General features: G+C 67.9%; 9 protein-coding genes and 1 pseudogene. 5 read left to right on the plus strand and 5 right to left on the minus strand.

Annotated elements, in window-relative coordinates; translation table 11 throughout:
• Window positions 1-93 precede the first annotated feature (93 nt).
• Window positions 94-1,527 carry a spinster family MFS transporter gene (locus ACIQ3R_RS02405; protein ID WP_397414673.1) on the plus strand — a complete coding sequence of 478 codons (1,434 nt, stop codon included), beginning with the start codon at window positions 94-96 and terminating at the stop codon, window positions 1,525-1,527.
• 22 nt (window positions 1,528-1,549) lie between these two features.
• Here ACIQ3R_RS02405 and ACIQ3R_RS02410 read toward each other — a convergent pair whose 3' ends face one another.
• Window positions 1,550-3,892 (minus strand): TonB-dependent receptor, encoded by a 2,343-nt coding sequence (locus tag ACIQ3R_RS02410; protein WP_397414675.1) that lies wholly within the window; start codon window positions 3,890-3,892, stop codon window positions 1,550-1,552.
• Between the two features lie 167 nt (window positions 3,893-4,059).
• On the opposite strand from ACIQ3R_RS02410, the gene ACIQ3R_RS02415 reads away from it, so the two are divergent.
• From ACIQ3R_RS02415 to ACIQ3R_RS02430, 4 genes are all read left to right on the plus strand, one after another.
• Window positions 4,060-5,481: an MFS transporter gene (locus tag ACIQ3R_RS02415; protein ID WP_397414677.1), complete on the plus strand. Its 1,422-nt coding sequence runs from the start codon at window positions 4,060-4,062 to the stop codon at window positions 5,479-5,481.
• 106 nt (window positions 5,482-5,587) lie between these two features.
• The gene (locus ACIQ3R_RS02420) at window positions 5,588-6,529 is read left to right on the plus strand and encodes a phytanoyl-CoA dioxygenase family protein (protein WP_397414679.1); all 942 of its coding nucleotides are present in this window, start codon (window positions 5,588-5,590) and stop codon (window positions 6,527-6,529) included.
• Window positions 6,529-7,506, plus strand: coding sequence for an aldo/keto reductase (locus ACIQ3R_RS02425; protein WP_397414681.1), 978 nt, complete (start codon window positions 6,529-6,531; stop codon window positions 7,504-7,506). The genes ACIQ3R_RS02420 and ACIQ3R_RS02425 overlap by 1 nt, the downstream gene beginning before the upstream one ends.
• The gene (locus tag ACIQ3R_RS02430) at window positions 7,503-8,294 is read left to right on the plus strand and encodes an alpha/beta fold hydrolase (protein ID WP_397414683.1); all 792 of its coding nucleotides are present in this window, start codon (window positions 7,503-7,505) and stop codon (window positions 8,292-8,294) included. Before ACIQ3R_RS02425 ends, ACIQ3R_RS02430 begins: the two co-directional genes overlap by 4 nt.
• A gap of 10 nt (window positions 8,295-8,304) precedes the next feature.
• Here the strand turns inward: ACIQ3R_RS02430 and ACIQ3R_RS02435 are convergent, their stop codons facing one another.
• The 4 genes and pseudogenes from ACIQ3R_RS02435 to ACIQ3R_RS02450 all read right to left on the minus strand — a co-directional run.
• Window positions 8,305-8,946, minus strand: a complete 642-nt coding sequence (locus ACIQ3R_RS02435) for a TetR/AcrR family transcriptional regulator (protein WP_397414686.1) — start codon at window positions 8,944-8,946, stop codon at window positions 8,305-8,307.
• Window positions 8,943-10,892, minus strand: coding sequence for a beta-galactosidase (locus ACIQ3R_RS02440; protein WP_397414688.1), 1,950 nt, complete (start codon window positions 10,890-10,892; stop codon window positions 8,943-8,945). The genes ACIQ3R_RS02435 and ACIQ3R_RS02440 overlap by 4 nt, the downstream gene beginning before the upstream one ends.
• Complete coding sequence (locus ACIQ3R_RS02445) at window positions 10,889-13,006, minus strand: alpha-galactosidase (protein ID WP_397414690.1); 2,118 nt, start codon at window positions 13,004-13,006, stop codon at window positions 10,889-10,891. Before ACIQ3R_RS02445 ends, ACIQ3R_RS02440 begins: the two co-directional genes overlap by 4 nt.
• Window positions 13,006-13,687, minus strand: a pseudogene (locus ACIQ3R_RS02450) (SLC5 family protein); the annotation flags it as partial. The gene ACIQ3R_RS02445 and the pseudogene ACIQ3R_RS02450, both read right to left, overlap by 1 nt.

Raw genomic sequence — 13,687 nt, forward strand, 5'->3', positions numbered from 1 at the left:
GTCCTATTTGCGGAGTCGGCAGGGGCGCCGACGGGGCGATGGCGGGCCGAAGCGCCCGCGCCGTCTGACATATCCCCGCGAGGAAACGTACACATGACCGCCAGCACTGACACGCCGGCCGCCGACGGCCACATCAAGGGCTTCGGTACGCGGGGCTATCGGACCTATGTGCTGAACGTCCTGCTCATCATCTACATTCTGAACTTCATCGACCGCAGCCTGCTGTCGGTGGTCTCGCCGCAGATGAAGCCCGAACTCGGCATCTCCGACACCGCGTTCGGCCTGCTCACCGGCTTCGGATTCGCGCTGCTCTATACGCTGGTGGGCATTCCGCTGGCCCAGTTCTCCGAGCGGCGAAACCGGGTCACGATCATGGCCGTCTGCGTCGCATTGTGGTCGATCATGACCGCGCTTTGCGGTCTCTCGGCCGAAATCACCATCGGCTCGGTCACCATCGGCGCGTTCTGGATCCTGCTGGCCTGCCGCGTGGGCGTGGGCATCGGCGAGGCCGGCTGCACGCCGCCGGCCAATTCTCTGATCGCCGACTATTTCCCGCCGGTCAGCCGCTCCACGGCGCTCGGCTACTACGCCATGGGCGTTACGCTCGGCGGCATGCTGGCCAACCTGCTCGGCGGACCGATCACAGACGCGTTCGGCTGGCGCATCGCCTTCCTGGTGCTGGGCCTGCCCGGCGTATTGGTCGCGATCCTGTTCAAGATGACCGTCAAAGAGCCGCCGCGCGGATACACCGATCCGCCCGGCACGGTGCGTCGCGCCAGCGTGCCGTTCTCCGAGGGCCTCAAGGAACTCGCCTCGAAGCCGTCGTGGTGGACCAACGCCATCGCCGCGACCTTCGCCGCTTTCTGCGGCTACGGGATCAATTCGTTCCAGTCTTTGTTCGTCAACCGCACCTTCGGCCTCACCGCCGGCGAGGCGGCGGTCTGGATCAACGTGCCTGCGGCGCTCGCGGGCTCGGTGGGCGCCCTCGCCACCGGCTGGCTGGCAGAGCGCCTTTCGAAGCGATACCCGAACGCCATCGCTTGGCTTCCAGGCTACGGAATGATCCTCTCCGTGCCGTTCTATGTGCTGGCGTTCAGCACCGATAACCTGTGGATATGCGCCATCGGGCTTTGCCTGGGCGGGCTCTCCAAGTACGGCTACCTCGCAGCGCAGTACACCATCGGCCAGGGCGTGGTCAGCGCACAGGTGCGCGCAGTCTCGACTGCCGTGATGCTCTTTGTGATCAACCTGATCGGCTACGGCTTCGGACCGCTGTTCATTGGCGCGCTCAGCGATGGCCTGTTCAAGGGCATGGTGACCGACCTGGGCGCGCCTGAACTCACCCGCAAAGCCTGCGAGGGCGCCGCCCGCGCGGCGCTGTCACCGGAGCTTCAGGCCGTCTGCGGCACGGTTCACCCGGAGAGTCTGCAGAACGCGCTGCTGATCACCTCGCTGCTGTACGCCGTCGGCGGATGCTTCTTCCTGCTGACGTGCCGCTGGCTTCAACGAGACATGGTGAGCAAGTAGCGGTGAGGACGGTTCAGGCCCCTCAGAACCGCTTCTGGACAATCACCCCGTAGGTGCGCGGCTCCAGTAGGCGGGCATTGCGATAGCGCCCGATAAGGGCGTCCTCGATGATGATGTTGGTGATGTTGTCGTCGTTGGTGAGGTTCTTGACGAACAGCCGTGCGCTCAGACCCTGCGCGTCGTTGTCCAACCGCACCTGCAGGTCGATGACCCCCCAGCTGTCGATCCGGTCGGTCGCCGTATTGTACTCTCGCGAGAAGTAGGAGTCCTGCCAGGTGGCGTCGACGCGGAAGGTCGCCATCCAGTCGCCGTCGCCCACCGCCGTCTGATACTGGCCCCCGGCCTTGACCTTGAAGCCGGGCGAATGCGGCAGATCGTTGCCCTTCAGGTTGATCTGCACCGTAGGCGTCGTCGCCGTCAGGCTCTGGGCCGGATTGGCGGCATCCTCGCTGAGGAACGTGCCGATGCTGGTGTGCAGGTGGGAGACGTTGGCGTCGAACAGCCAGTTCTCGCCCACCGACCACGCGAACTCGCCCTCCAGGCCATAGATCGTGGCGTCGGCGTTGCGCGTCACCACGCCGCCGTTGATCCGCTGGCCCAGCTGCAGTCCCGTGTAGTCATAGTAGAAGGCCGTCAGATTGGCCTGCAGCGCGCCCTCCATCAGGACGTTCTTCGTCCCGACCTCGTAGGCGGTCACTGTCTCCGGGCCGAAGGTCGGGGTCGCGGCGTTCGAATTCTGGCCGCCGCCCTTATAGCCGGTGGCGATGGAGCCGTAGACCAGCGTCTTGTCCGTAAACGCCAGGTCGGGCGACCAGTCGACAGCAGCCTTCCAGGTGGTCTTCTGGCCCTCGAACTTGGAGAACACCCAGGGATTCAGGCCTGAGAGAACGATGGACCGCGCCTCGCCGGAGCGTTCCTCCTCGGTGTAACGCCCGCCCAGCGTCAGGCGCAGCTCCGGCGTCACCTCGAAATAGCTCTCGCCGAACAGCGCCCAGGTGTCGCTCTTGCCATTGCGGGTGAGCGCCGACACCCGCCACGTGTCTTGCGGGCGGCCAAGGGCCCGCTGGAAGAGTTCGATTGACGGGTGCCAGGTCTCGAATCCGCCGGAACTGGTCCCTTCGGCTCCGAAGTAGCCCACCAGGAAATTGAACCGGCCCTTGAACTGCGACGCGAGGCGCAGTTCGCCCGTCTTGGTTGTGCCCCGCGCCGTGAAGCTGTCGGTAGTCAGCAGGCGGTCGGTGGTGACCTGCGTGGTGCGATCCTTGAAGTAGGTGATCGGCCGGGTGAAGCGGAACGGCAGGTCGGCGTTGTCCCAGTCGGTGTTCTGCTCGGTGGAGAACTTCGAGTAGCCATAGATCGCCGAAAGCATGATCGAGCCGAAGTCGTGGTTCAACTCGAACGCTGCCGTCGACTGTTTGGCCTCATAGGTCGGGTCGGTGTCGGCGGCGATCTTGCGCAAGTCGGTCGGGTTGGGCGCGCCAGCATAGATGTTTCCCCCCGCCGGGAACGGCGTGAAGGCTCGCGAGAGCGTCTGCAGGATGGTGGTGTTCGCGTCGGGGGAGTCGAATCCCAGGAAGCGTGGATCACAGCCCAGCACCGGATGCGCCCGGCAGAGGCGCTTGCCTTCCCGGGCCCGCGAGCTGTCTTCCTCGAAGCGGCTCAGCACGACCGCCACATCCGTCTGCTCGCCGATATCGAAGGTCAGCGTGCCGCGCGCGCCCCACTGATCGCGGCCATCCACATCGTTCCCGGTTGAGATGTTCTTCGTGTAGCCGTCACGCTCCAGCTTGTAGCCGGCCAGCCGCACCGCGGCGACGCCGCCCAGCGGCAGATCGACCGCGCCGCCTACGCGGACATTGCCATGGTTACCGCCCTGGAGGCTTACGTCGCCGCCGAACTCGGACCCCGGCTTGCGGGTGATGATGTTGATCGCGCCGCCGGTTGTGTTGCGGCCATAGAGCGTGCCCTGCGGCCCGCGCAGCACCTCGATCCGGGCGACGTCGAAATACTCGTTCTGCGGCGGATAGCCGATGGCCGCGCCGTTCACGAAGGTCGGCACGCCCGGGTCCACGCCGGCCAGGGCGTTGTTGCCCACGCCGCGCAGTGTGAAGCGGTCGTTGCCGGTCAGCACGGCGTTGGGGATCGATAGCTGGATGTCCGTGGCGTCCTCGATCTGCACGCGGTCCAGGGCGGCTTCCGAGAAAGCGCTGACCGCGATCGGCACGTCCTGCAGGTTCTGTTCGCGCTTCTGGGCGGTGACGACCAGTTCCTCAATCTCGTTGGCCTCGGCCGCCAGGACCGGAGAGGCCAGGCTCAACGCCAGGACGGAAGCCGCGCTCAAGGCGGCGAAACGGCAGGATGTCATCTGGCTCTTCCCCTATGGCGTCGGGAGGTGTTCCCTTGTCCGCCCGTCCAATTATTGCAATTGTCGTCAATACCTAGATCGGGGCTGGCGCGGGCGTCAAGTCCAATTGAATCTACCGTCAATAAGGGGCGCCCACCGTGTCATCAGCTGAGGTCCAGACGGCCAACATGGACGCGCCTCGCGCCGGACCGACGATCCTCCAGAAGGTGTTTTACGGGCTCGGCCAGGCGGCGCAGTCAGGCGGCTTCGACACCGCTGTCGGCTTCATCTTCTTCTACTACTCCGTGGTTCTGGGCCTCTCGGGCACGCTGATCGGCGCAGCGCTGGCGGTGGGTCTGGTGTTCGACGCCCTGGTCGATCCTGCGATCGGCTCCTGGTCCGACAATCTGAAATCCAGGTTCGGGCGGCGACTTCCGCTCATGGTTCTGTCGATCCCGCCGACCGTGATCTGCGTCGGACTGCTGTTCTCTCCACCGGCCGGCCTCTCCCAGACCCTACTGTTCGTCTGGCTGACCACCTTCGCGGTTGCGGCGCGGTGCGCCATCTCACTCTTCCACGTGCCCTATGTGGCGCTGGGCGCTGAACTCACCAGCGACTACGCCGGACGCACCAGCGTCGTGGTCTATCGCTCCGCCGCAGGCGTTCTGGCGGGCCTTGCGATCACCGCGGTCGGATACACCGTGTTCTTCGCAGACGGCGGCCTGCAGCGGGCCGAAGGTTATCCGGGCTTCGGCTGGTCGGCGGCGGCGGTCCTGTTCGCCTGCATGAGCGCCTGTTGCCTGGGCCTCTGGCGCTACGCCGCCGCACTACCGCAACCCGAGCAGGTGGCCCAGCCCATGTGGCGGCGCCTGCCCTCGGAAGTGATCGAGATCTTCGCAAATCGCTCGTTCCGGCTGCTCTTCATCTCCGCCGTGATCACCTATGTCGCCCAGGGTCTGAACGCGACGCTGAACCAGCATTCGTTCGTATTCGTCTGGCTGATCAAGAGCGAGAACATCCAGTTCATCTCCTACGCCTTCGTCGTCGGACTGCTTCTTGGCGTGGGCTCGGCGCCCAGGATCCAGGCCCGGCTGGAGAAGAAGACCGTGGTGCTGATCGGCCTCTCGCTGCTGATCGCCAACTGGCTGGTGATGCAGGGCGCCTGGCTGGCCGGCGTCTACACACCGACCGGCGCGGCGGCGCTGCTGCCGATGCAGATCAATTCCTTCGTCGCCGGAATCGGCCTCGGCTTCGTTAGCGTCGCCTATCCCTCGATGATGGCCGACGCCGCAGATGAGCACGAGCATCTGTTCGGACGCCGCCGCGAGGGGCTCTACTTCGCGGGCCTGGGTTTCGCCAACAAGGCCGCCGTGGCGCTCGGCGTGTTCATCGCCGGCCGCGCGCTCGATGTCATCCGTTTCCCCGCCGATATCGCCAAGACCCCCGGCGCGGTGCTCCCGCCCGAAGTGCAGACCTCGCTGGTCTGGGTGTGGGGTCCGATCCCGGCGCTGGTCGCGGTGGTCTCGATGGTGATCTTCGCGTCCTACGCCATCACCCGCACCCGCCACGCCGTGATCGCCGCCGAACTGCGGACGAGGGCGGGGGGCTGAAGGCGCGCACTCTTGTCGCGGGTGCGTTCCAATTGCAGGGTCATGGATTACTCCTTACTATTGACTACTCGTTCAATTAAAGTCGAGCGACGCCGGGAGGATGCACATGGACGGAGCACAAGGCTCATGGGTCACGCCTGAGGTCCTCGCCCAGCGCGCCTATCTGGAGGCCAACAACGGCATCAAGGGCCTGGAGATCCTCACACCCGCCGACACGCGGCATGCGCTCGAGCTCTTCCGCCGCGACGGGTTTGTGGTCATCGCCGACGCCCTCGACTCCGAGCAGACGGAGATCCTGGCGCGCGGCGTCGACGAGGTTGTCGACGAGATCCTGGCGCTGGACGGCGACCGCGCGGGCAACCGCGGCTCCCACCGCTATTCCTTCGGCGGCTCCAGCCTGACCCGCAGCCAGCTGCACCGACCCGAGTGGCGGATGCTTCTCGATAACCCCGTCGTCACCGAGGTGGTCACCGCGATCTTTCAGTCTGAAGACTACGTGCTACGCGCCGCCAGCGGCGACTTCTGCCTGCCGGGCGCCGTCGGTTACCAGCCACTGCACTCCGATGTCCGCGACTGGCGCGACAACGCCACCACGCCCTTCAGCGCCTTCCACGACCCGCGCCGGCAGCTGACCATCCGCGACCTGCCCTGCCCTTATGTCTGCGCCAACTTCCTGCCGCAGGCGGTGACGCGCCTTAACGGTCCCACGCGCCAGATCCCCGGCACCCAGCATTCCCGCACGCCGATCCCGACACTGGATCAGGAGCCCGAATGGATGCGACTCTCCACCGTCTGCCCCGCCCCGGCCGGCGGGGTGATGATCCGCGACGTACGCGCCTGGCACGGCGGCACGCCCAACGTTTCCGATCAGGTCCGATCCATCCCGAACCTGGAATTCTACGCGCCCTGGTTCCGGGAACCGATCGTGCCGGGCATCACCTATGCGGACTACAAGACCCTGTCGGAACGCGCCCAGCGGATGGTCCGCCACTGCGTCGCCGACTCCAGCGAAACGCTGGTGACCGGCGCGACGATGAGGGCGCCCTAGTGGCCAACACGATGATCTATCGCAGGCTCGGCCGCACTGCGCTCCAGGTCAGCGCCCTCTGCCTGGGGACCATGAACTTCGGTCCCCGCACCTCGGAGGCCGAGAGCTTCGCGATCCTCGACGACGCCTTCGAGGCCGGGATCAACTTCATCGACACCGCCAACCAGTACGGCGGCCATCTCGGCGTAGGCGCCACCGAGACCCTGCTGGGCGGCTGGCTGGCGAAGAACCCCGCCCGCCGCGACCGGATCGTACTGGCCACCAAGGTCCATGAGCCGATGTCGGACGATATCAACGACCGGGGCCTTTCCGCGCGCCACATTCAGATGGCCTGCGACGCCAGCCTCAAGCGTCTGCGGGTCGACCACATCGACCTCTACCAGATGCACCACATCGACCGCGCCGCCCCGCCGGAGGAGATCTGGCAAGCGATGGATCGACTGATCGCCCAGGGCAAGATCACCTATGTGGGAACCAGCAACTTTCCCGGCTGGGCCATCGCGCGCGCCAACGAACGGGCTGCCGCAGCGCACCGGCTGGGACTGGCCTGCGAACAGAGCCTCTACAACCTGATCGAACGCCGGGCTGAGCTGGAGGTGATCCCGGCCTGTCAGGCCTACGGCATGGGCGTCATCGCCTGGAGCCCCATGGCCGGCGGCCTCCTCGCCGGCCCTTCCGCAGACGCGGACGGCCGACGCAGCGCCGACGGCGCCGTCCTGGCGGCAGACGCCCGCGCCAACCAACTCGCCCGCTTCGCCACGCTCTGTGAAACCCTTGGCCAGAGCCCGAGCGCCGTGGCGCTGGCCTGGCTTCTGCATATGCCCGGCGTCACCAGCGCCATCATCGGCCCCCGCCGTCGCGAGCAACTGACCTCGGTGCTGCACGCCCCGATGCTTAAGCTCGACGCCGAGACCCTGGCCCAGATCGACGCCATCTTCCCGCCCGTTGGCCCGGCCCCGGAAGCCTACGCGTGGTGAGCCCAGGCTGGCGCGTCGGAACAGTCCCCGTCGCCGGCGGCCACCTAACCTATCGCCGCACCGGCGGCGACGGACCGCCGCTGGTGCTCTCGCACGGCCTCACCGACAACGGTCTGTGCTGGTCCAGGCTGGCCACCGCGCTGGCGCCCGCCTTCGACCTGATCATGCTCGACGCGCGCGGCCACGGCGAAAGCTCTGGCTTCGAAGGCGTCGAGGTTCGCGATCCGGCCCGCGACCTGTCCGAAGCCATCGACGCGCTGGGCCTCAACGCGCCTATGCTGATGGGCCACTCCGTAGGCGCCCGAGCTACCGCCGCCTGCGCCGCGGCGCGTCCCGGCCTCGCCGCCAAGGTGATCCTGGAAGACCCGCCGCTGGTTCCGCCCACCGTTTCAACTTCGATCGAGCCCCGCGCCCTCCGGTTCCGCAACCAGGTCGAACGCTTCCGCGCCATGACGCCGGAGGAGATCACCGCGCTCGGCCGCGCCCAGTCGCCGCTCTGGCACGATGACGACTTCCCCGCCTGGACCGCCTCCAAGCGCCAGGTCGATCCCGACGCCATGCCCGTCTACGCCACCCGATGGCAGGATGAGATCGCCGCCCTGACCTGCCCCACCCTGCTGATCCGAGCCGACGCCGAGGCCGGGGGCATGGTCACCCCGACTCTCGCCGACGAGGCCGCCGCCCTCAACCCGAACGTCGAGGTCGTCCACATCCCCGGCGCCGGCCACAACGTGCGGCGGGAGAACTTTGAAGCCTACCTGGCGGCCGTACGAGCGTTCCTCGAATAGCCGCGCGCCCTCACCTCGACGTCTGAGGGGACGACGACTCCTTGATCACCCGATCCGGGTTCAACCTCGCCAGGCCGCCGGTGATCAGTTCAACGCACATCTCCGTCGCCGGCCCCACGTCGATCACGCCCTGGGCCACAAGGTGCCCGGCCTGGTCGGTGATCTTGGACAGCATCTCGACGGCAGCGATGGCGAGGTCCAGCGGCAGACCGTACTCGCGGCGGGTGGCGCGGATGAAGTAGCGGAAGGTGCGTTCGCGATCGAGGCGGCTGTCGGCCTCCATCAGGGCCGCCACCGAGGGATCGGAGAGCAGGGCGGCGATCATCGCCCCACGTTCTTTAGTCTGTTCCAGATAGAGTCGCGTGGTCTGGCGGATCAGATCTTCATAGCTCTGCGCCTCCAGCGCCGAGGTCATGCCCCGATCGCGAAGTTCGGTCTGTTCGCGGTGCAGCAGAGCGGCCAACAACGCGTCCCGCGTCGCGAAGTAGTTGTAGACCAGACCCTTGGAGATCCCGACCAGCTGGGCCAGCCGCTCCATGCTGACCGCCGAAATCCCCCGCTCCAGGATCAGCCGCGCGGCCTCATCCAGGATCTGCTCGCGCCGGGCCTGCGGCGACAGTCGTGTCCGTTTGCGGGCGACGGCCTCGGTCATGGCGGGTCGACCCGCCAGGCGGCGACGCCGGCAGGAGCCAGCACCGGTCCGCCCAACACATAGCGCGCACCCCTCGGCGCCGGGGTCGGCCGATCCTCCGGCGTGAAGTTGAAGGCGAAGCGCAGGCCGGCGCGGCTGCGCACGCGCACGCCCTCGTCCATCGCGCCGGGGTTCAATCCGGCTTCTCGCGCCAGCTTGGCGATCACGGCGTCCATCAGCGCCCCCTCCGGCCAGGTCGCCAGATAGTGCCACGTCTGACAGCAAACCCAAGCGGGCAGGCCATCGTCGAAGGTCGCAAGCGGCGGAAGCGCCGTATCCAACACCTCGCGCCACAGTCGGCCCGCAAACGAAGCGCCGTCCGCAGTCACCGCCGGCCCCGAGCCGGGCCGCAGGCTCTCCACCCGTGTGACCGTCAACGGCATGCGGTCCTTCAGAGGTCCAGGCGAGAGGCCAGGCGGAATCCAGCCCTCGCGGGTGCGCGAGCCGGTGCGTGGTCCGAACAGGGCGACGGCGCCCGACGCCGCTATGGCGTCCAGCGTCGCGGGCTCCAGGATCGGCAGCGACGGCGCGACCACCAGCCGGTAGCCGGTGAGGTCGGCGTCGGGGGGCACGAAGTCCACATCCAGCCCCGCCCGGCGCAGCGCTGCATAGGTCTCGAAGGCCAGCTCCAGCCAGCGAAAACCTTTGGCATGAGGCTGGATGCCGATCTGCCAGTCGGCCTCATAGCTGAAGATCAGCGCCACATCGGCCCGGCCGCAGGCCTCCAGCGGCCCCAGTTCCGCCAGTTCGCGCGCCACCTGCGCCGCCTCCTCGCCGCCTCGGTCCAGCACGTTGTCCGGCCGATTGAGGCCCGCGTGCATCTGCTCTTGGGCGAAGGGCGCCTGGCGCCAGCGGAAATAGGAAACCACCTCGGCCCCGTGGGCGAAGGCCTCCCAGGTCCAGGCCCGCACCGCGCCCGCCGCCGGCGCCGGATTGTAGCGCGCCCAGTTCACCGGGCCGGGCTGCTGCTCCATTACCCACCAGCGTCCGCGCCCGACCCCGCGATAGAGGTCGTGGTGGAAGCCCGAGATATCCGGATGCCCATGGCGCAGGTGGCGACGCTTCTCGGTCTCCGGAAACCAGAACTGCTCCAGGAACCCCAGCGGATAGGAGTCCCAGCTCGCCAGATCCAGGTCGCGGCCGACCTGGAAGTGGTCGAACTCGGTGTAGAAGCCCATGAAATTGTGGGTGATGTCGCGGCCCGGCGACAGCCGCCGCAGGATCGCCGCCTGCGCCCGGTTGAACTCGGCCACCTGGTCAGAGGCGAAGCGGTTGTAGTCCAGCCGGTGGCTCGGATTGGCCTCGGTCACGGTCAGGTTCGGCGGCTCGACCTCCTCGAAGGTGCGATACTCCTGAGACCAGAACACCGCGCCCCAGGCCCGGTTCAGCGCCTCGACCGACTGATACCGCCGGGCCAGCCAGCCCCGGAACGCCGCCGCCGCCACCGGCGAATAGCTGATCGTGGTGTCGTGGCAGCCATACTCGTTGTCGGTCTGCCAGGCGCCGACCGCCGGATGGCGGCCATAGCGGGCGGCCACAGCCTCGGTGATCCGTACGCTCTCGCGCCGATAGGTCTCGCTGGAAAAGTCGTAGTGCCGGCGCGAACCGAACCCGCGCGGCCGGCCCTGCTCGTCCCAGGCCAGGATGTCGGGATGGGCGTCGACCAGCCACTTGGGCGGCGTCGCCGTGGGCGTGCACATGACGATCTTTAGCCCCGCGGCGGCCAGGGTCTCGACGGCCCGATCGAGCCAGTCCCAGTCGAAGCAGCCGGGCTCCGGCTCGATCCGGCTCCAGGCGAACTCGCCGATCCGCACCCAGCTGATGCCGAGCTCGGCCATTCGCCGGGCGTCATCGGGCCAGAGCTCTTCCGGCCAGTGCTCGGGGTAGTAGCAGACGCCGAGCTTCACGAAGTCGTCTCCCGGATAATCTCGTATACCGCCACTTCCCCGGCCCTCAGGATCGGCAGCGGCAGACCAACTTCGGCGATCATTCGTCCCGAGGCCCGGACCACCGCGCCCCGCGCCAGCGCCGGAACCCGCTTCATCGCCGCGCGCGGCCGGGCCGGCGGATTGAGCAGCGTCACGGCGTAGGTCGCTTCTGGGTCCAGGCCGGTCACCCTAAACGGCTCGGGCGTCGGGTAGGGTGGCGTGTCCACCTGACCCAGGCTCGCCACAGCATGGCCTTCGCCGATCACCGCCAGCCCCACCGCGCCCGCGTCCGCATAGGGCAGTCGAACTACGCGACCTGAATGCAGCAAAGCCCGCAGCCGCTTGTGGAGCGCGATAGCCCGGGCCAGCGCCGCCACGTCATCTTCCGGAAACGCCCGCACATCCGCTTCGATCCCGAAGTGGCCGAACAGCGCGGTCATGGCCCGAAAGTCGAGGCTGGCGGACCGCGCGGTGGTGTGACTGGCCTCCGGGCCCACATGGGCGCCCAGCACTTCGGGCGGGAACACCAGCATGGCTGCGCGCTGCATCCGCTGGCGTTCGAAAGGATCGTTGCAATCCGAGGTCCAGATGCGGTCGGTGCGTCGCAGAATCTCCAGATCCGCCCGCCCGCCACCCGAGGCGCAGCTCTCGATCTCGACTCTGGGATGCACCGCCCGCAGCCGGTCGATCAGGGCATAAACGGCCCGCACCTGCGCCCGCGCCGCCGGTCGGCCCCGGCTCATCGGGTGGGTCAGGTCGCGGTTCATGTCCCACTTCAGATAGGCGATGGGAAAATCGGTGAGCAGCGCATCGAGCTGGGCGTAGATGTTGTCGGCCACTTCATCCCGTGTGAGGTCCAGGACATATTGCCCGCGCCCCAGCGGCTGGCTGCGGCCGGGCTCTCCCAGGATCCAGTCCGGGTGCGCGCGCAACAGTTCGGAGTCGGCGTTGACCATCTCGGGCTCGACCCAGAGGCCGAACTCCAGGCCCAGGCCGCGCACATGGTCGATCAGCGGCGTGAGGCCGTGCGGATACTTCGCCGCGTCCGGCGTCCAGTCGCCCAGGCCGGCCCGGTCGTTGTCGCGGCCCCGGAACCAGCCGTCGTCGAGTACGAAACGCTCAGCGCCCACCGCGGCGGCGCGGTCCGCCAGCGCCTTCAGCTCCGCAAGGTCGTGCCGGAAGTAGACCGCCTCCCAGGTGTTGAAGTGCACTGGGCGGGGCCTGGCCGCCAGTCTGCCGCCCAGCACCGTCTTCCGGACAAACGGATGCCAACGCGCCGAGAGGCCGTTCAGGCCCGCATGGCTGCGCGCGGCGTAGAGGGTCGGCGTCTCCACAGCCTCACCGGGCGCCAGCGCGATCTCGCCCGGCCAGGGCAGTTCGCCGGCCTGGATCTGCACCCGCCCGTCCCGCAGCCGCTCGGCGAACAGGCGGTGGTCTCCGCTCCAGCCGAAATGCAGCGCCAGCACCTCGCCATGGTCTTCGCCAAAGCCGGGCGAACCGGCCACAAGCATCGGCGGCGCATGGTGTGAGGTCCGCCCGGTCCGGCTCTCCGAACCCCAGATCCCCGACGACAGCCGCTGGCGATGCTCCCGGAACTCACCGGACCAGGAGCCGCCGAACGTCAGCAGCTCATCCCCCGGCGGCGCGAGCGCCACCGGCGCCAGCCAGTCGACCCGCAAGGGCTCATCGCCCGCATTGGTCAGCCGCATCCGGAAGCCCGCGACGCCGGTGGCGGCGTCGAGTGAGATCGTAAGCACCCCCTCAAGTCCAGCCTTGGCGTCGACCAGGCTGATCGCCAGCGCGTCATCCGTCGCCACCGTCTGGCGGACCTGCATCTGGCTGATGAACACCCCCGAGGGCCGCGACGCTTCCAGCGCAGGGCGTCCGGTGAAACCGTGACCCGACTGCGGCCAGAGGTCGAACGCCTCACCGCCGTCCAGCATCCCGTGCGCCCCGGCTCGCTCCAGTAACGCGCTAGGCAACCCGCCGCCGAACGGCAGCCCGGGCCCCCAATAGGCCAGCTCCGGCCGCCCGTCCGTAATCCGGACCAGCAGGGTCTGGCCGCCCCCGTCGAGCCGATGCGTGTCCGTCATCACACCGCCCGGAACAGGCCGAGGCTGGCGCGACCGCCCAGCAGGAAGCGGTTCACCCCCAGCCCCACGCCCAGGCAGGCGATCAGCGTCACCAGCATGAGATGGATGTAGTGCACCGGCGTCCAGACGAAGGTGAACACCGCATAGAGAGCTACCCCGAACACCACCGCCGCCATCGCCGCCCGCGCGTCCACGCCTCGGAAGGCCAGCCCCAGGATGAAGGCCGAGAGGATCGGCATCGAGAGCAGGCCGTTGAGCTGTTGCACCAGGTTGATGATCGAGTCCGCCCCCGCATAGACCGGAACCAGGGCGATCGAGAGCACCATGAAGCCCAGCGAGATCACGGTGTTCAGCCGCTTCACGTCCGGATCGGGCGCGACATAGGGCCCGTGCAGGTCGCAGACGTAGAGGGTCACCGAGGAGTTCAGCACCGAGGTGTAGCTGGTCAGCACCGCGGCGGCCATGAAGGCGGCGAAGGCGCCCGAGAGCCAGGGCGGCATCACCTCGGCGACGATCCGGCCGTAGGTGGCGTCACCGATATCGCCGAACAGCAAATAGGCGCAGACGCCGGGCACGACGACGATGGCGGGCACCAGCAGGATACGGATCACCGCCGCCGCCAGCACCCCCTTCTGGCCCTCGCGCAGCGTCGGCGCGGCCATCGCCCGCTGGGTGATGGTC

The organism is Phenylobacterium sp., assembly GCF_044371015.1.
Classification (GTDB): Bacteria; Pseudomonadota; Alphaproteobacteria; order Caulobacterales; family Caulobacteraceae; genus Phenylobacterium.

Bases quoted from the DNA above. Each gene is read 5' to 3' on its own strand.
- ACIQ3R_RS02405 (WP_397414673.1), top strand. From the start codon at position 94: ATGACCGCCAGCACTGACACGCCGGCCGCCGACGGCCACATCAAGGGC.
- ACIQ3R_RS02410 (WP_397414675.1), bottom strand. From the start codon at position 3,892: ATGACATCCTGCCGTTTCGCCGCCTTGAGCGCGGCTTCCGTCCTGGCG.
- ACIQ3R_RS02415 (WP_397414677.1), top strand. From the start codon at position 4,060: ATGGACGCGCCTCGCGCCGGACCGACGATCCTCCAGAAGGTGTTTTAC.
- ACIQ3R_RS02420 (WP_397414679.1), top strand. From the start codon at position 5,588: ATGGACGGAGCACAAGGCTCATGGGTCACGCCTGAGGTCCTCGCCCAG.
- ACIQ3R_RS02435 (WP_397414686.1), bottom strand. From the start codon at position 8,946: ATGACCGAGGCCGTCGCCCGCAAACGGACACGACTGTCGCCGCAGGCC.
- ACIQ3R_RS02445 (WP_397414690.1), bottom strand. From the start codon at position 13,006: ATGACGGACACGCATCGGCTCGACGGGGGCGGCCAGACCCTGCTGGTC.